At 70.9% G+C, this 16,574-nt stretch carries 16 protein-coding genes; 2 read left to right on the top strand and 14 right to left on the bottom strand.

Going from position 1 to position 16,574, the window contains the following annotated elements; translation table 11 throughout:
* Positions 1–20 precede the first annotated feature (20 nt).
* Genes ACQ0O7_RS03280 through pyrR form a run of 7 tightly spaced genes read right to left on the bottom strand, consistent with a single transcriptional unit; the run spans position 21 to position 9,476 of the window.
* Complete coding sequence (locus tag ACQ0O7_RS03280; protein ID WP_430780226.1) at positions 21–1,295, bottom strand: adenosylmethionine--8-amino-7-oxononanoate transaminase; 1,275 nt, start codon at positions 1,293–1,295, stop codon at positions 21–23.
* Positions 1,292–2,320, bottom strand: a complete 1,029-nt coding sequence (locus tag ACQ0O7_RS03275) for a quinone-dependent dihydroorotate dehydrogenase (RefSeq protein ID WP_430780225.1) — start codon at positions 2,318–2,320, stop codon at positions 1,292–1,294. The genes ACQ0O7_RS03280 and ACQ0O7_RS03275 overlap by 4 nt, the downstream gene beginning before the upstream one ends.
* A complete protein-coding gene (gene carB / locus ACQ0O7_RS03270; protein WP_430780224.1) occupies positions 2,317–5,634 on the bottom strand; it encodes a carbamoyl-phosphate synthase large subunit in 3,318 nt (1,105 codons plus the stop codon). The genes ACQ0O7_RS03275 and carB overlap by 4 nt, the downstream gene beginning before the upstream one ends.
* Positions 5,635–5,639: 5 nt before the next feature.
* A complete protein-coding gene (gene carA, locus ACQ0O7_RS03265; protein ID WP_430780223.1) occupies positions 5,640–6,746 on the bottom strand; it encodes a glutamine-hydrolyzing carbamoyl-phosphate synthase small subunit in 1,107 nt (368 codons plus the stop codon).
* On the bottom strand, positions 6,743–8,014 hold the full coding sequence (locus tag ACQ0O7_RS03260) for a dihydroorotase (RefSeq protein WP_430780222.1): 1,272 nt from the start codon (positions 8,012–8,014) through the stop codon (positions 6,743–6,745). The genes carA and ACQ0O7_RS03260 overlap by 4 nt, the downstream gene beginning before the upstream one ends.
* Positions 8,011–8,919, bottom strand: coding sequence for an aspartate carbamoyltransferase catalytic subunit (locus ACQ0O7_RS03255; protein ID WP_430780221.1), 909 nt, complete (start codon positions 8,917–8,919; stop codon positions 8,011–8,013). Before ACQ0O7_RS03255 ends, ACQ0O7_RS03260 begins: the two co-directional genes overlap by 4 nt.
* Positions 8,916–9,476 carry a bifunctional pyr operon transcriptional regulator/uracil phosphoribosyltransferase PyrR gene (gene pyrR / locus ACQ0O7_RS03250; protein ID WP_430780220.1) on the bottom strand — a complete coding sequence of 187 codons (561 nt, stop codon included), beginning with the start codon at positions 9,474–9,476 and terminating at the stop codon, positions 8,916–8,918. The genes ACQ0O7_RS03255 and pyrR overlap by 4 nt, the downstream gene beginning before the upstream one ends.
* Before the next feature lie 313 nt (positions 9,477–9,789).
* Between pyrR and bldD the strand changes: the two genes are divergently transcribed.
* Entirely contained in the window at positions 9,790–10,278 is a 489-nt protein-coding gene (bldD, locus tag ACQ0O7_RS03245) for a transcriptional regulator BldD (RefSeq protein WP_014446326.1), read from the top strand.
* A 140-nt stretch (positions 10,279–10,418) separates the two neighbouring features.
* On the opposite strand, the gene nusB is transcribed toward bldD, so the two are convergent.
* The 4 genes from nusB to aroB all read right to left on the bottom strand — a co-directional run bounded on the left by nusB (position 10,419) and on the right by aroB (position 13,018).
* Positions 10,419–10,853: a transcription antitermination factor NusB gene (gene nusB, locus ACQ0O7_RS03240; RefSeq protein WP_430780219.1), complete on the bottom strand. Its 435-nt coding sequence runs from the start codon at positions 10,851–10,853 to the stop codon at positions 10,419–10,421.
* Positions 10,853–11,410 carry an elongation factor P gene (gene efp / locus ACQ0O7_RS03235; protein ID WP_430780218.1) on the bottom strand — a complete coding sequence of 186 codons (558 nt, stop codon included), beginning with the start codon at positions 11,408–11,410 and terminating at the stop codon, positions 10,853–10,855. The genes nusB and efp overlap by 1 nt, the downstream gene beginning before the upstream one ends.
* Before the next feature lie 91 nt (positions 11,411–11,501).
* Positions 11,502–11,921 carry a type II 3-dehydroquinate dehydratase gene (aroQ, locus tag ACQ0O7_RS03230; protein ID WP_430780217.1) on the bottom strand — a complete coding sequence of 140 codons (420 nt, stop codon included), beginning with the start codon at positions 11,919–11,921 and terminating at the stop codon, positions 11,502–11,504.
* A complete protein-coding gene (gene aroB, locus ACQ0O7_RS03225) occupies positions 11,918–13,018 on the bottom strand; it encodes a 3-dehydroquinate synthase (protein WP_430780216.1) in 1,101 nt (366 codons plus the stop codon). Before aroB ends, aroQ begins: the two co-directional genes overlap by 4 nt.
* 43 nt (positions 13,019–13,061) lie before the next feature.
* Between aroB and ACQ0O7_RS03220 the strand changes: the two genes are divergently transcribed.
* The gene (locus ACQ0O7_RS03220) at positions 13,062–13,772 is read left to right on the top strand and encodes a Clp protease N-terminal domain-containing protein (RefSeq protein ID WP_430780215.1); all 711 of its coding nucleotides are present in this window, start codon (positions 13,062–13,064) and stop codon (positions 13,770–13,772) included.
* Between the two features lie 153 nt (positions 13,773–13,925).
* On the opposite strand, the gene ACQ0O7_RS03215 is transcribed toward ACQ0O7_RS03220, so the two are convergent.
* From ACQ0O7_RS03215 to ACQ0O7_RS03205, 3 genes are all read right to left on the bottom strand, one after another.
* Positions 13,926–14,429, bottom strand: a complete 504-nt coding sequence (locus ACQ0O7_RS03215; protein WP_430780214.1) for a shikimate kinase — start codon at positions 14,427–14,429, stop codon at positions 13,926–13,928.
* The gene (aroC, locus tag ACQ0O7_RS03210; protein ID WP_430780213.1) at positions 14,429–15,607 is read right to left on the bottom strand and encodes a chorismate synthase; all 1,179 of its coding nucleotides are present in this window, start codon (positions 15,605–15,607) and stop codon (positions 14,429–14,431) included. Before aroC ends, ACQ0O7_RS03215 begins: the two co-directional genes overlap by 1 nt.
* Positions 15,608–15,673: 66 nt before the next feature.
* Positions 15,674–16,573, bottom strand: coding sequence for a shikimate dehydrogenase (locus tag ACQ0O7_RS03205; RefSeq protein WP_430780212.1), 900 nt, complete (start codon positions 16,571–16,573; stop codon positions 15,674–15,676).
* Between the last annotated feature and the right edge of the window lies 1 nt (position 16,574).

Genomic DNA, 16,574 nt, shown 5'->3' with positions numbered 1-16,574 from the left:
CAGCCACCGCGGCGGCCGAGTCAACCGGCCGCCACCGCGGCGGCTATGCCGGCGGCGATACGGGCCACGTCCGCCTCGTCCGTCACGAACGGCGGCATGGTGTAGATCAGGTCCCGGAACGGCCGCAGCCACACGCCCCGGGCCACCGCGGCGGCCGTCGCCCGGGGCACGTCCACGTCGCGCTCCATCTGGACGACGCCGATCGCGCCCAGGACCCGCACGTCGGCGACCCCGGGCGCCCCGCGAAGCGGCTCCAGGCCGTCCCGGAGGCCGATTTCGATCTTTCGTACGGGTTCGGCCCACCCACCGTCGCGCAACAGTCCCAGAGACGCTCCGGCGACCGCGCAGGCGAGCGGGTTGCCCATGAAGGTCGGCCCGTGTGCCAGCCCGCCACCGGCACCGGCGGAGACCGCCCCGGCCACCTCGGTGGTGCACAGGGTCGCGGCGAGCGTCAGGTACCCGCCGGTGAGCGCCTTGCCCAGGCACATGATGTCCGGGCTGACCCCGGCATGATCGGCGCCGAAGAACCGCCCGGTCCGGCCGAACCCGGTGGCGATCTCGTCGAAGATCAGGAAGATGCCGTGCGCCGCGGTGGCCTCCCGCAGCACCCGCAGGTACTCCGGATGGTGGAACCGCATCCCCCCGGCGCCCTGCACCACCGGCTCGACGATCACCGCGGCGATCTCGTCCGCGTGCTGCTCCACCGTCCGGGTCAGCTCGGCGGCGTAGTCTTCGCTGTACTCGGCCGGCGGCAGGCCGGCGAAGACCTGGGCGGGCAGCACACCCGTCCAGAGCGAGTGCATGCCGCCGACCGGGTCGCAGACGCTCATCGGGTGGAACGTGTCGCCGTGATAGCCGCCACGCCAGGTCGCCAGCCGGCGCCGGCCCGGCCGGCCGAGCGCCAGCTGGGCCTGCAACGCCATCTTGATCGCCACCTCGACCCCGACCGAGCCGGAGTCGCAGAGGAAGACGTGTTCCAGGCCGGGCGGGGTGATCTCGACCAGCTCGGTGGCCAGCCGGATCGCCGGTTCGTGGGTGAGCCCGCCGAACATCACGTGGCTCATCCGCCCGGCCTGCTCGGCGAGGGCGGCGTCCAGGACCGGATTGCGGTAGCCATGGATCGCCGCCCACCACGACGACATGCCGTCGACCAGTTCCCGGCCGTCGGCCAGCCGCAGCCGGACCCCCTCGGCGCTCGCCACCAGATAGGGGTCGCTGCGGCCGGGCATCGGGCCGTACGGATGCCAGACGTGCGCCCGGTCGAGTGCGATCAGCTCGCGCTCGGCCGGGCTCATCGTGCTGCTGCGGCCCGTGCCGGGCGGGCGCCCCGGGCGACTTCGAGGACCAGGTCCGGGCCCCGGTAGATGAAGCCGGAGTAGAGCTGGACCAGCGCCGCCCCGGCGTCCAGCATCCGGGACGCGTCGTCGGCCGACATGATCCCGCCCACCCCGATGATCGGCAGGCGCCCGCCGGTCTCGTCGTGCACGAACCTCACCACCTCGCGGGCCCGGGCGGTCAGCGGCGCCCCGGAGAGCCCGCCCGCCTCGTGCGCCAGGTGCCGGTCCTCGGGCGCGAGCCCGTCCCGGGACAGGGTGGTGTTGGTCGCGATGATCCCGGCCGCGCCGTGTGCCAGACAGACCTCCAGCAGCTCGGCGATGGCCGGCTCGGTCAGGTCCGGGGCGATCTTGACGAGCACCGGCACCGGCCCGGCCAGCGCCGTCAGCAGCGCCCCGATCGCGGCCTTGTCCTGCAGCGTACGCAGGCCGGGGGTGTTGGGTGAGGAGACGTTGACCGCGATGTAGTCGGCGAACGGATGCAGCAGCCGGTAGGACGTCAGGTAGTCCTCGACCGCGTCCTCCAGGGGCGTGACCTTGGACTTGCCGAGCGAGATCCCCAGCGGCACGTCGAGCGGGCCCAGCTCGGCCAGCCGGCCGGCCAGGGCCGCCGCACCGGCGTTGTTGAAGCCCATCCGGTTGACGATGCCCTCGCTGGCCTTGGCCCGGAACAGGCGCGGCTTGTCGTTGCCCGGCTGCGGCTTCGCGGTGACCGTGCCGACCTCGACGAAACCGAAGCCGAGCGCCGGCCACGCGGGCAGGGCCACGCCGTTCTTGTCGACGCCGGCGGCCAGGCCGACCCGGTTCGGGAAGCGGACGCCGAAGACCTCGACCGGGTTGGAGAAGGCGTACCACCGGCGCATCGCGGCCAGCGCCGGGGCGGGCAGCCGGGAGAGCTGCTGGAGGGTCCACTCGTGGGCGTGCTCGGCGTCCCCTCCGCCCAGCCGGAACAGGGCCGGCCGGGCCAGGTTGGTGAACAGGCTCACTTGTCACCCCGCAGGACCTTGTGCAGCTCCTGCAGCGGCCGGACGCTCATGTCCCCGGCCCGCAGCGCCTCGATGCCCATCACCGCGGCGGCGGCACCCGGCACCGTGGTGATGCTCGGCACGTCGGCGGTGACCGCGGCGCTGCGGATCTCGTAGCCGTCCAGGCGGGCGCTGGCGCCGGAGCCCTGCGGGGTGTTGATGATCAGCGAGATCTCGCCGGCCAGGATCAGCTCGACCGCGTTCTTCTTCGAGGGGTCCTCGTAGTGCTTGGGCACGATCTCGCAGTCGATGCCGTACCGCCGCAGCACCTCGCCCGTCCCGGCCGTGGTGACGATGCCGAAGCCCAGGTCGGCGAGCCGCTTCACCGGGAAGATCATCGAGCGCTTGTCCCGGTTCGCGACCGAGACGAAGACCTTGCCGCCGGTGGGCAGCGAGCCGTACGCGGCGGCCTGCGACTTGGCGAACGCGTGGCCGAAGCCGGCGTCGATGCCCATCACCTCGCCGGTCGACTTCATCTCCGGGCTGAGCAGGCTGTCCACGTTCTTGCCGGAGAGGGTGCGGAACCGCTTGAACGGCAGCACCGCCTCCTTGATCGCGATCGGCGCGTTGGCCGGGACGTGCCCGCCGTCGCCCTCGGGCAGCAGCATGCCCTCGGCGCGCAGTTCGGCGATGGTGGCGCCGAGCATGATCCGGGCGGCCGCCTTGGCCAGCGGGACCGCCGTCGCCTTGGAGACGAACGGCACGGTCCGCGACGCCCGCGGGTTGGCCTCCAGGACGTAGAGGGTCTCGTCCTTGAGGGCGTACTGCACGTTCATCAGGCCGCGGACGCCGATCCCCCGGGCGAGGGACTCGGTGTACCGGCGGACCTCGGCGATGTGCGAGGCGGCCAGGGTGATCGGCGGCAGCGAGCAGGCCGAGTCGCCGGAGTGGATGCCGGCCTCCTCGATGTGCTCCATCACGCCGCCCAGGTAGACCTCGCCGGTGGCGTCGCAGAGCGCGTCCACGTCGATCTCGATGGCGTCGTCGAGGAACCGGTCGACCAGCACCGGGTGGTCCGGGGAGATCTCGGTGGCCCGCTCGATGTAGCCCTGGAGGGTGGGCTCGTCGTAGACGATCTCCATGCCCCGGCCGCCGAGCACGTACGACGGGCGGACCAGCACCGGGTAGCCGATGGTGTCGGCGATCGCCTTGGCCTCGGGGAAGCTGGTGGCGGTGCCGTGGTCCGGCGAGCGCAGATCGTTGTCGGCCAGCAGGGCGCCGAACAGGCCACGGTCCTCGGCCAGGTCGATCGACTCGGGGCTGGTGCCGACGATCGGGATGCCGGCCGCCTTGAGCCGGTTGGCCAGGCCGAGCGGGGTCTGCCCGCCGAGCTGGACGATCACGCCGATCACACCGGGACCGCCGGCCGCCTTGCCGGAGCTGTCCTCGGCGTGGAACACCTCGAGGACGTCCTCGAAGGTCAGCGGCTCGAAGTAGAGCCGGTCGGCGGTGTCGTAGTCGGTGGACACCGTCTCCGGGTTGCAGTTGACCATGACGGTCTCGTAGTCGACGCCCCGCAGCGCCTGGACCGCGTGCACACACGAGTAGTCGAACTCGATGCCCTGGCCGATCCGGTTCGGGCCGGAGCCCAGGATGATCACCTTCGGACGGTCGCTCGGCGCGACCTCGGTCTCCTCGTCGTACGACGAGTAGTGGTACGGGGTGTTCGCCTGGAACTCGGCCGCGCAGGTGTCGACGGTCTTGTAGACCGGCCGCATCCCGAGCCGGTGCCGCAGCGCGCGGACCCCGTCCTCGCCGGCGAACTCCGGGCGCAGCCCGGCGATCTGCTTGTCGGAGAGCCCGGAGCGCTTGGCCCGGCGCAGCAGCTCCTCGTCGAGGACCGGCGCGGCCAGGATCTCGGCCCGCAGGTCGACCAGGGCCTTGATCTCGTCCAGGAACCAGGGGTCGATCCGCCCGGACGCCTCGTGCACCTGCTCGACGGTGGCGCCCAGCCGCAGCGCCTTCTCCACGGTGTAGAGGCGGCCGTCGTGCGGCGTCCGGAGCGCTTCGAGAACCTCCGGCAGAGAATCCGAATCATCCGCATGAGTCCAGAAACCGGCCGCCGACGTCTCCATCGAGCGCATCGCCTTGTTCAGCGCCTCGGCGAAGTTGCGGCCCAGGCTCATCGCCTCACCGACCGACTTCATCGTGGTGGTGAGTTCCTTGTCCGCGCCGGGGAACTTCTCGAACGCGAACCGCGGGATCTTCACCACCACGTAGTCCAGCGCCGGCTCGAAGGCGGCCGGGGTCTTGAGGGTGATGTCGTTCGGGATCTCGTCCAGGGTGTAGCCGATGGCCAGCTTCGCCGCGATCTTGGCGATCGGGAAGCCGGTGGCCTTCGACGCCAGCGCCGACGAGCGGGACACCCGCGGGTTCATCTCGATCACGATCATCCGGCCGTCGTCCGGGTTGATCGCGAACTGGATGTTGCAGCCACCGGTGTCCACGCCGACCTCACGCAGCACCGCGATGCCCAGGTCGCGCAGCTTCTGGTACTCCCGGTCGGTGAGCGTCATGGCCGGGGCCACCGTCACGCTGTCGCCGGTGTGCACGCCCATCGGGTCGATGTTCTCGATCGAGCAGACGACCACGACGTTGTCGTGCTTGTCGCGCATCAGCTCGAGCTCGTACTCCTTCCAGCCGAGCACGCTCTCCTCGATGAGGACCTCGGTGACCGGGGACGCGGCCAGGCCGGCGCCGGCGATCCGCTCCAGGTCCTCAGGCGTGTGCGCCATGCCGGAGCCCAGGCCGCCCATGGTGAACGACGGCCGGACGACGACCGGCAGGCCGATCTCGGCGACCGTGTCGCGGACCTCTTCGATCGAGTGGCAGACCCGCGAGCGCGGGGTCTCGCCACCGGCCAGCGCCACGATGTCCTTGAAGAGCTGCCGGTCCTCGCCCTTGCGGATGGCCTCGACGTTGGCGCCGATCAGCTCGACGCCGTACTTCTCCAGGACGCCGGCCTCGTGCAGGGCGATCGCGGTGTTCAGCGCGGTCTGCCCGCCCAGCGTCGGCAGGATCGCGTCCGGCCGCTCCTTGGCGATGACCAGCTCGACGAACTCGGGCGTGATCGGCTCGACGTAGGTGGCGTCGGCGAACTCCGGGTCGGTCATGATGGTGGCCGGGTTGGAGTTGACCAGCGAGACCCGGATGCCCTCGGAGCGCAGCACCTGGCAGGCCTGGGTGCCGGAGTAGTCGAACTCGCAGGCCTGGCCGATGACGATCGGGCCGGACCCGATCACCATCACGTGTTTGATGTCCTCGCGCTTCGGCACTGAACTCAGCCCTTCTTCTCGACGAGCTCGACGAAGCGGTCGAACAGGTAGTCGGCGTCGTGCGGGCCGGCGGCGGCCTCGGGGTGGTACTGGACGGTGAACGCCGGGACCTCCAGGCCCCGGAGCCCCTCGACCACGTCGTCGTTGAGGCAGACGTGCGAGACCTCGACGCCACCGAACTCGGTGTCGACGCGCTGCCCGATCGGGGCGTCCACCGCGAACCCGTGGTTGTGGCTGGTCACCTCGACCTTGCCGGTGGTCTTGTCGAGCACCGGCTGGTTGATGCCGCGGTGACCGTAACCCAGCTTGTAGGTGCCGAAGCCGAGGGCGCGGCCGAGGATCTGGCTGCCGAAGCAGATGCCGAACAGCGGCACCTGGCGGCGCATCACCTCGCGGGCCAGCGCGACCGGGCCGTCGGCGGTGGCCGGGTCACCCGGGCCGGGCGAGAAGAACACCGCGTCGGGGCTGACCGCGAGCAGGTCCTCGATCGAGGAGGAGGCCGGGAAGACGTGCGTGGTGACACCGCGGGCGGCCAGGCGGCGGGAGACGTTGCGCTTGATGCCCAGGTCCAGCGCGGCGACCGTGTAGCGGTGCTCGCCCTCGGCCTGGACCACATAGGGCGAACCCGTGGTGACCTGGGCGGACAGGTCGGCGCCGAGCATCTGCGGCTGGGCCAGGACCCGCTGCCGCAGCGCCGCACCATCAAGATCGAGCGACGAGATGCCGACCCGCATGGCGCCCCGCTCGCGCAGGTGCCGGGTCAGGGCGCGGGTGTCCACACCACTGATGCCGACGATCCCCTCGGCGGCCAGCCGGTCACCGAGGTCACCGGTGGAGCGCCAGTTGGACGGGCGGCGGGCCGGGTCGCGGACCACGTAGCCGGAGACCCAGATCCGGTCCGACTCGTCGTCCTCGGCGTTGACGCCGGTGTTGCCGATCTGCGGTGCGGTCTGCACCACCACCTGCTTGTGGAACGACGGGTCGGTCAGTGTCTCCTGGTAGCCGGTCATGCCGGTGGTGAACACCGCCTCGCCGAACGTCTCACCGACGGCGCCGTAGGAGGTGCCGTGGAACGTGCGACCGTCTTCGAGGACGAGGATCGCCTTGGTCACTTGACTGCCTTTCCGTCCAGAACCGTGGCCTCGCCCCGCAGGAAGGTCGCGACGATGCGACCGGGCAGGGTCATGCCGGCGTACGGCGTGTTGCGGCTGCGGCTGGCCAGCTCGGACGGGTCGACGACCCGCTGCACCGAGGGGTCCACCAGCGTGAGGTTGGCCGGGGTGCCCGGCTTCGTCAGGTCACCGCCGTGCCCGGTCAGCCCGGCGATGCGGGCCGGTGCGATCGACATCCGGTCGGCGATCAGGTCCCAGTCCGGGCCGAAGACGCTCAGCACGATCGGCAGGGCGGTCTCCAGGCCGAGCATGCCGGGACGGGCGTACGACCACTCGCACTCCTTGTCCTGCACGGCGTGCGGGGCGTGGTCGGTGGCCACCACGTCGATCACCCCGTCGCGCAGCGCCTGGCGGAGGGCTTCGACGTCGGTACGCGTACGCAATGGTGGGTTGACCTTGAAGACCGGGTCGTAGCCGGCCGCGAGTTCGTCGGTGAGCAGCAGGTGGTGCGGGGTGACCTCGGCGGTGACGCGGACGCCGCGGGCCTTGGCCTGGCGCAGCACCTCGACCGACCCGGCGGTGGAGACGTGGCAGACGTGCAGACGGCTGCCGACGTGCTCGGCGAGCAGCACGTCCCGGGCGATGATCGCCTCCTCGGCGACGGCCGGCCAGCCGGTCAGGCCCAGGCGGGTGCTGACCTCGCCCTCGTGCATCTGGGCGCCCTCGGTGAGCCGGGGCTCCTCGGCGTGCTGGGCGATGACCCCGTCGAACGCCTTCACGTACTCCAGGGCACGGCGCATCAGCTTGGGGTCGGCGACGCAGAAGCCGTCGTCGGAGAAGATCCGCACGTTGGCCGCGGAGGTGGCCATCGCGCCCAGCTCGGCCATCTGCTTGCCGGCCAGGCCGACGGTGACCGCGCCGATCGGCTGCACGTCGACCAGCCCGGCCTCCCGGCCCAGGCGCCAGACCTGCTCGACCACGCCGGCGGTGTCGGCGACCGGCGAGGTGTTGGCCATCGCGCAGACCGCGGTGTAGCCGCCGAGGGCCGCGGCCCGGGAGCCGGTGTCGACGGTCTCGGCGTCCTCGCGGCCCGGCTCGCGCAGGTGGGTGTGCACGTCCACCAGTCCGGGCAGGGCGACCAGGCCGGTGGCATCGATGACCTGGTTGTCGGATTTTTCGTCATAAGCGGCGACCACGCCGTCTTTGATGAAGAGATCGGTCGGCGCGGCGCCGAGGATCGAGACGCCCTTGAGCAGGTACGCCATCACTTGCCTCCCAGCAGCAGGTAGAGGACGGCCATCCGGACGCTGACGCCGTTGGCGACCTGTTCGACGATGGTGGAACGGGGTGAGTCGGCGACCTCGGGCGCGATCTCCATGCCCCGGTTCATCGGACCGGGGTGCATGACGATCGCGTGCTCGGGCATCCTCGCCAGCCGGGGGGCGTCGAGCCCGTACCGGCGGCTGTACTCCCGGGCCGACGGGAAGTAGGAGTCCTGCATCCGCTCGGTCTGCACGCGCAGCATCATCACCACGTCGCTGTCCGGCAGCACCGCGTCCAGGTCGTAGCTGACCTGGGCCTTCTCGGTGAGGTCGAGCGGGATCAGGGTGGGCGGGCCGACCACGGTCACCTGCGCGCCGAGCGTCGACAGCAGCAGGATGTTGGAGCGGGCCACCCGGCTGTGCAGCACGTCCCCGACGACGGCGACCTTGAGACCGTCGAGACGGCCCAGGCGGGACCGCATGGTGTACGCGTCCAGCAGAGCCTGCGTCGGGTGCTCGTGGGTGCCGTCGCCGGCGTTGACCACCGAGCCCTCCACCCAGTTCGCCAGCCGGTGCGGGGCGCCGCTGGCCGAGTGGCGGATGACCACCGCGTCGGCGCCCATCGCCTGCAGGGTCAGCGCGGTGTCCTTGAGGCTCTCGCCCTTCGAGACGCTGGAGCCCTTGGCGGAGAAATTGATCACGTCGGCGGAGAGCCGCTTGGCCGCCGCCTCGAACGAGATCCGGGTGCGGGTGGAGTCCTCGTAGAAGAGGTTGACCACGGTCCGCCCGCGCAGCGCGGGAAGCTTCTTGACCTCCCGCCCGGAGAGCGCCGCCATCTCCCCCGCGGTGTCCAGGATCAGGGTGGCGGTGGCCGCGTCGAGGTCGGCGGCGGAGCGCAGGTGCTTGATCATCCGAGGCCTCCGATCAGGCGGACCTCGTCGGCCCCGTCGGTCTCGGTGAGGCCGACCTTGACACTCTCGCTGAGCGCGGTGGGGATGTTCTTGCCCACGTAGTCGGCGCGGATCGGCAACTGCCGGTGACCGCGATCGACCAGCACGGCGAGCTGCACCGAGCTGGGCCGGCCGAGGTCCTGCAGAGCGTCCAGCGCGGCGCGCACCGAGCGGCCGGAGAAGAGCACGTCGTCGACCAGGATGACCCGCAGGCCGTCGATGCCGCCCGGCGGCAGCTCGGTGCGGCCGAGCGCGCGGGTGGCCTTGAGGCGCAGATCGTCGCGGTAGAGCGTGATGTCGAGGGAGCCGACCGGGACCTCGACGCCCTCGAACGCGTGAATCCGGGCGGCGAGCCGGTGCGCGAGCGGAACACCCCGGGTGGGGATGCCGAGCAGCACGGTGCCGGTGGCGCCGGAGGTCTTCTCCAGGATCTGGTGTGCGATGCGGTCGACGACCCGATGCAGGTCGGACCCCTCCAGAATGATCTTGCTGGGCGCGTCTGCGCGTGGCTGCGCCACGGCGGACCTCCTTCCCCGCCTCACGGGACGGGTCGTTAAAGGATGTCGGTCGGGTCACTCGGTGAGAGGAAGACCCGATGGCTGACGCTACGTTACCAGCGGCCCCGGCGTTGACCATGGTGACGTGGCTGACTGGAGCAGAGCGGACAAATCAACGCGACTAGGGATACAGCCGGTAACTTTGGTGCGGGACCGCGCGACTCATCGGTAACCAACACTTGACCGGCGGTCGCAAACTCCGTACCGTCACGCAGCGTAGCGATCCGTGAGGAAAGAACCTTCACGGTCCAGCCACAGTACCGGGAGTGTCCATATGCCGTCTGAGTACGCCAAGTCGCTGGGCGCTCGCCTGCGCTCCATCCGCCAGCAGCAGGGCTTGTCCCTGCAGGGCGTCGAAGAGAAGTCCAACGGCCGCTGGAAGGCGGTCGTCGTGGGCTCGTACGAGCGTGGTGACCGCGCGGTAACCGTGTCCCGTCTGGCCGAACTGGCCGACTTCTACCGTGTCCCCGTCTCCGAGCTGCTGCCCGACGGCAGTGGCATCCGGCTCGAGGCCACCAACAAGATCGTTCTGGACCTGGAGAAGCTGTACGACACCACCGGCGAGGACCTCGCCTACGTGGCTCGTTACGCCCGGGCCATCCAGCAGCAGCGCGGTGACTACAACGGTCGCGTGCTGTCCATCCGGGCCGACGACCTGCGCGCGCTCGCCATCGTCTACGACATCTCGCCGTCCGGCCTCATCGAGCGCCTGACCGAGCAGGGCGTCCTGGTGGCCGACCCGCGCGCGTTCTTCGCCAGCTGAGTTCAGCAACACCCAGTAGCGCCCCCCGCAAAGCCCGCGTCTCCCGACGCGGGCTTTCGTGTATGCAAAGAGACCCGAACCAACAGATTCGGGCCTCTTCGGAGGGCTGAGCGGGCCTTTTCGGGCCTGTCAGCGAGTAGTCAGCGGGTGGCGAACGCGGCGATCCGGTCCAGCAGTCCGTTGAGGAAGCGCGGGCTGTCGTCGGTCGACATCTCCCGGGCCAGCTCGACCGCCTCGGTGATCGCCACCGGGTCGTCCACATCCGCCTCGAACAGCAGCTCGTAGACGGCGATCCGGGCCAGGTTGCGGTCGACGGTGGGCATCCGGTCGATGGTCCACCCCTCGGCGTAACTGGCGATCAGCTCGTCGATCCGGTCGAGGTGCTTGGCGACACCGTCGATCAGAGTCTTCGAGTACTCCAGGTGCTCGGGGTGCGGCTTGGCGATCCGGTCCAGGTACGTGAGAAGGACCTGGCTCGGCGGCAGGTCACGCAGGTCGGCCTCGAAGAGGACGTCGAGCGCACGCTTGCGGGCCTTACGCCGCGCGAGCCGTTCCTTCTTGGGACCTTCGGCCATCAGCTGCGGCCGAGGTAGCGGCCGTCGCGGGTGTCGACCTTGATCTTCTCACCGGTGGTGATGAAGAGCGGGACGTTGACCGTGGCGCCGGTCTCGATGGTGGCCGGCTTGGTGCCGCCGGTGGAGCGGTCGCCCTGCAGACCCGGCTCGGTGTAGGTGACCTCGACGAAGACGCTGGTCGGCAGCTCGATGTAGAGCGGCACGCCCTCGTGCAGCGCGACCGTGACCTCGGCCTCGGGCAGCAGGTAGTTGGCGTTGTCACCGACGGTCGCGCCGGGGACGTGGATCTGCTCGTAGGTGTCCAGGTCCATGAAGACGTAGTCCTCGCCGTCCTGGTACAGGTACTGCATCGTCCGCTTGTCCACGGTCGCCGTCTCGACCTTGGTGCCGGCGTTGAAGGTCTTGTCGACCACCTTGCCGGACAGCACGTGCTTCAGCGTGGTCCGGACGAAGGCAGGTCCCTTACCCGGCTTGACGTGCTGGAACTCAACGACGGACCACAGCTCCTTGTCGAGGTTGAGAACCAGGCCGTTCTTCAGGTCGTTGGTGGAAGCCATGTCCTACCTTTTTAATCCAGAGCGACGATCGTGACGCGAATCGGTGACCGAACCACTCTACCGGCGTGACGGCACCCGGAGCGAATCGGGCCTACCGCGCGATGTGCTCCAGAGCAAGCCGATAACCGTCGAAACCGAGACCCGCGATCACCCCGGTGGCGACCGCCGAGATCACCGAGTGGTGCCGGAACTCCTCCCGGGTGTGCACGTTCGAGATGTGCACCTCGACCAGCTTGCCCCGCAGCATCGCGCAGGCGTCCCGGACCGCGTAGTTGTAATGGGTCCAGGCGCCCGGGTTCAGCACCACGTCGGCACCCTCGTCGGCGGCCTGGTAGAGCCACTCCAGCATCTCGTGCTCGGCGTTGGTCTGCTTCACCTCCACGGTCACACCCAGCGCCTCGCCCACCCCCAGGCACATGTCCACCAGGTCCTGATAGGTCGCCGAACCGTAGACACCCGGCTCCCGCAGACCCAGCCGGCCCAGGTTCGGCCCGTTCAGCACGTAGATCACCGGGCCACCGCCGCGTACGCCTCGCGCAACAGCTCCTCGTCCGGCCCGGTCAGCACACCCGGCTTCGCCAGGCCGTCCAGGACCACGAACCGCAAGGTCGCCGCCCGCGCCTTCTTGTCGACGCGCATCGCGGGCAGCAGTTCCTCCCAGGCATCCTCGTCGTACGAGGTGGGCAGGCCGATCGCCGCGAGAACGGCCCGGTGCCGATCGGCGGTGGCCGCGTCCAGCCGCCCGGCGAGCCGGCCCAGCTCGGCCGCGAAGATCATGCCGACCGCGACCGCGTGCCCGTGCTTCCAGGAGTACCGCTCGCGGCGCTCGATCGCGTGCCCCAGGGTGTGCCCGTAGTTCAGGATCTCCCGCAGCCCGGACTCCTTGAGATCCACCCCGACCACGTCCGCCTTGACCCGGATCTTGCGCTCGATCAGCTCCCGCAGCACGTCACCGCGCGGATCGAGGGCCCGCGCCGGATCCGCCTCGACCAGCTCCAGGATCCGCGGATCGGCGATGAAACCGCCCTTCACCACCTCGGCCAGGCCGGCCGCCACGTCCTCGGCGGGCAGTGTGTCCAGCGCGTCCAGATCGCAGATCACCCCGGCCGGCGGGTGGAAGGCGCCCACCAGGTTCTTGCCGGCCGCGATGTTCACCGCGGTCTTGCCACCGACCGCCGCGTCGACCATGCCGGCCACCGACGTGGACACCGGCACCCAGCGCACCCCGCGCAGCCAGGCGGCCGCGACATAACCGGCCAGGTCGGTGGTCGCGCCGCCGCCGACACCGACGACGACATCCGTCCGGGTGAATCCGGCGGCGCCCAGCGCGTCCCAGCACCGGGCCGCGACCTCGACCGTCTTGCCCGCCTCGGCGTCCGGCACCTCGATCGGCACCACCGTCGCCGCCCCCGCCGACTTCGCCACCGCCTCGGCGCGCTCACGCAGCGTCGGCGGGTGCAGGACCGCCACCCGGGCCGCGCCGTCGATCATCACGGGCAGTTCGTCGGCGAGCCCTCGGCCCACGACCACGTCATATGGACGGTCACCCGTCACCGGAATCCGCGTCACCACGGGATACACCCTATTCGTACGACAGTCGGGCTTCATGGGGTTATAGACAGATAACCCCATCAGGGTTACACATGATGGCATGCCGAAAATCAACGTCTACCTGCCCGACGATCTCGCCGAAGCGGTCCGCGACACCGGGCTGCCCGTCTCGCCGATCTGCCAGCGCGCCCTGGAGCAGGCGGTCCGCCGGATCACCACGATCCGCCAGGCGGTCCTCACCGACCTCGACCTCGACCCGGACCGGCTGACCGAACAACTGCCCAGTTTCACCGCACGTCTGGTCACCGCGATCACCCTGGCCGCCGACCGGGCCGCCGGCTCGGCCACCACCGGCCCGGTCACCACCGGGGACCTGCTGCACGGCATGCTGGCCGAGGGCCACAACCTCTCGTTGCGGCTGCTCACCGCGATGGACGTGGCCCCGTCGTCACTCACCGCACCGGCCACGTCCGAACCGTCTGTCACCGACGGCACGCTGCGGTTCAGCGACCCGGCCGCGGTCGCGCTGGAACTGGCGGTCGGCGAGGCGATCGGCCTGGGCCACAACTACGTCGGCTGCGAACACCTGCTGATCGGCCTGGCCGCCGAACCGGACGGCGCGGCCGGCGCCCTGCTCCGCTCCCGCGCCGTCGACGGCAAGTCCGCCCGGCGCACGGTGGCGGCGGCCCTGGAGGGATACGCCCACCTCCGGGCGGCGAACACGAACGGCCCCAACGACGCGAACTCCCCCGCCGCCCTGCTCGCCTCGATCCTCGAACGCCTGGACGCCCTGGAGAGCAAGGTCAACTGACCAGTGCGCGTGCCGCCTTCCGGCGCGGATCGAACCGCACGTCACCACAATCGGCCCGGAATCCGCCGGCGTGGCGCATTACGGCGCGAGCGGGCCGACACGAGTGGGACGGAGCGAAGACGTCGAACTCCACGACGACCACACCGAACCGGGTCAGGTCTTGAGGAGGCGTACGACCTCGGCGGTGACGTCCGGCTCGGTGCGGCCGTCGGTGGTCACCGTGTGGGTGGCCACCTCCAGATAGAGAGGGCGGCGCTGGTCCAGCAGGTATTTCAGGGTGGCCCGCGGGTTCAGGGCCAGCAGCGGACGGCCGGCGCCCAGCCCCACCCGCTTGATCGCGTCGGTCAACTCCACCGACAGGTACACGACCGTGTGCGCGGCGAGCAGCTTTCGGGTGCCCTCGTCGAGGACGGCGCCGCCGCCCAGCGCGAGCACCCCGCCGAACGTCTCCAGCTGCGACGCGACGGTCTCGCGTTCCATCGCGCGGAACGCGTCCTCGCCCTCGTCGACGAAGATCTCCGGGATCGGTTTGCCGGCCCGCGCCTCGATGATCAGGTCGGTGTCGGCGAACTCGACGCCCAGCTCCGCCGCGACGGCCTGGCCGACGGTGGTCTTGCCGGCGCCCATCACGCCGACGAAGACCGCGACCGGGGCCATCAGCGGATGATCAGGTGGTCGAGGTACGACGCGAGGTTGCGGCGGATCTCGGCGACCGAGTCACCACCGAACTTCTCGGTCGCCGCCTCGGCCAGCACCAGGGCGACCATCGCCTCGGCGACCACCGCGCCGGCCGGGACGGCGCAGACGTCGGAGCGCTGGTTGATCGCGGTGGCCGGTTCGCCGGTGGTGATGTCGACGGTCTGCAGCGCCCGGTTCAGCGAGGAGATCGGCTTGAGGGCGGCGCGCACCCGCAGCGGCTCACCGTTGGTGATGCCGCCCTCCAGGCCGCCGGCCCGGTCGGTGACCCGCTTGACGCCGGCGTCGGTCGGGACGATCTCGTCGTGGGCGACCGAGCCGCGCGAGCGGGCCTGGGTGAACCCGTCACCGATCTCCACACCCTTGACCGACTGGATCGACATCAAGGCGGTGGCCAGGCGGGCGTCGAGCTTGCGGTCCCATTGGACATGGGATCCGAGACCCGGCGGTACGCCGTACGCCAGCACCTCCACGATGCCGCCGAGGGTGTCCGCGTCCTGTTTCGCGGCGTCCACCTCGGCCACCATCCGCGCGCTGGCCTCCGGGTCCAGACAGCGCAGCGGGTCGGAATCGATCCGGTCGAAGTCGTCCGGCACCGGGATGACACCGGGCTTGGCGGCGACCGAGCCCAGCTCGATCACGTGCGACACGATGTCGATGCCGAGCGCCTGCTTGATCAGCTGCTTGGCGACCACCCCGACGGCGACCCGGGCCGCCGTCTCCCGGGCGCTGGCGCGCTCCAGGACCGGGCGGGCGTCGGCATGCCCGTACTTCTGCATGCCGGCCAGGTCGGCGTGGCCGGGCCGGGGCCGGGTCAGGGCGGCGTTGCGCGACTGGGCGGCGAGCACGCCGGGGTCCACCGGGTCGGCCGCCATCACGGTCTCCCACTTGGGCCACTCGCTGTTGCCGACCCGCAGCGCCACCGGTGAGCCCAGGGTCACCCCGTGCCGGATACCACCGATGATCTCGAGCTCGTCCTGCTCGAACTTCATCCGGGCGCCGCGGCCGTAGCCGAGACGGCGGCGTACGAGATCACGGGTGATGTCCGCGCTCGTCACCTCGACACCGGCGGGAACACCCTCCAGCATCGCGACGAGCGCCGGTCCGTGGGATTCACCTGCAGTCAGCCAGCGCAACACGGCACCAGTCTGGCACGGCGTCCCGGCCGGCCGGCGGGTGGCCGCCACCATCCCGCCCAGCGGACGTCACCTGTTGCGGGCCGCCTGTTCCAGCGCCGCGCGCATGGCTTCCTCGGGTGCCTCGGGCAGACCGGTGAACTGCTGGAACTGGCCGAGCGCCTGGGCCAGCAGCAGGTCCAGCCCGGAGACCACGGTGACCGCGTGCTGGAGCGCCGAGGCGGCCAGCGGGGTGGGCCACGGGTCGTAGAGGGCGTCGAAATACACACTCCCGGGTTTCCAGGTGACCCGGCCGGCCAGGTCGTCGGCGACCCCCTTGGGCACCGTGGAGATCACCGCGTCGGCGTCGAAGGCCCCGGCCGCCTCCGGCCAGGACACCCCGACCAGGGTGAGCCCGAGGGCCACCGCGACCGGGCCCAGCTCCTCCCGGGCCTCGGCCCGGCGGGTCACCACGTTGACCGTCTCGGCGCCCAGCTCGGCCGCGGCGGCCAGCGCGGCGCGCGCCGTGCCGCCCCCGCCGAGCACGGTGATCCGTGGCGGCGCCTCCTTGACCGCGTGCCGGCCGCGACTCAGTCCGAGCCCGGCGTCGCGCAGCACGTGGACCATGCCGGGGACGTCGGTGTTGTCCGCGTGCCACGAGCCGTCCGGCTGGTGGACCAGGGTGTTGGCGCAGCCCACCGCGATGGCCAGGGGCGAGGCGGAGCCGGCCAGCCGCAGCGCCGCCTCCTTGAGGGGCATGGTCAGCGACAGGCCGGCCCACTCCGGGCCGAGACCGGCGACCAGATCGGGCAGCTCGGACTCGGCACACTCGATCGAGGTGTAGGTCCAGCCGGTCAGGCCGGCCGCGGCGAATCCGGCGGTGTGGACGAAGGGCGAGAGCGAGTGCGCGATCGGCTTGCCGCACACGGCGGCCTTCCTCGCGGCCGGCTGCGTGCCGGCGGTCGGCAAAGTCTCCTCGGGCTTCTGCACG

The sequence above is a fragment of the Actinoplanes sp. G11-F43 genome (assembly GCF_050589265.1).
Taxonomy (GTDB): domain Bacteria; phylum Actinomycetota; class Actinomycetes; order Mycobacteriales; family Micromonosporaceae; genus Actinoplanes.
This window is presented reverse-complemented; position numbering and strand designations above follow the sequence as displayed.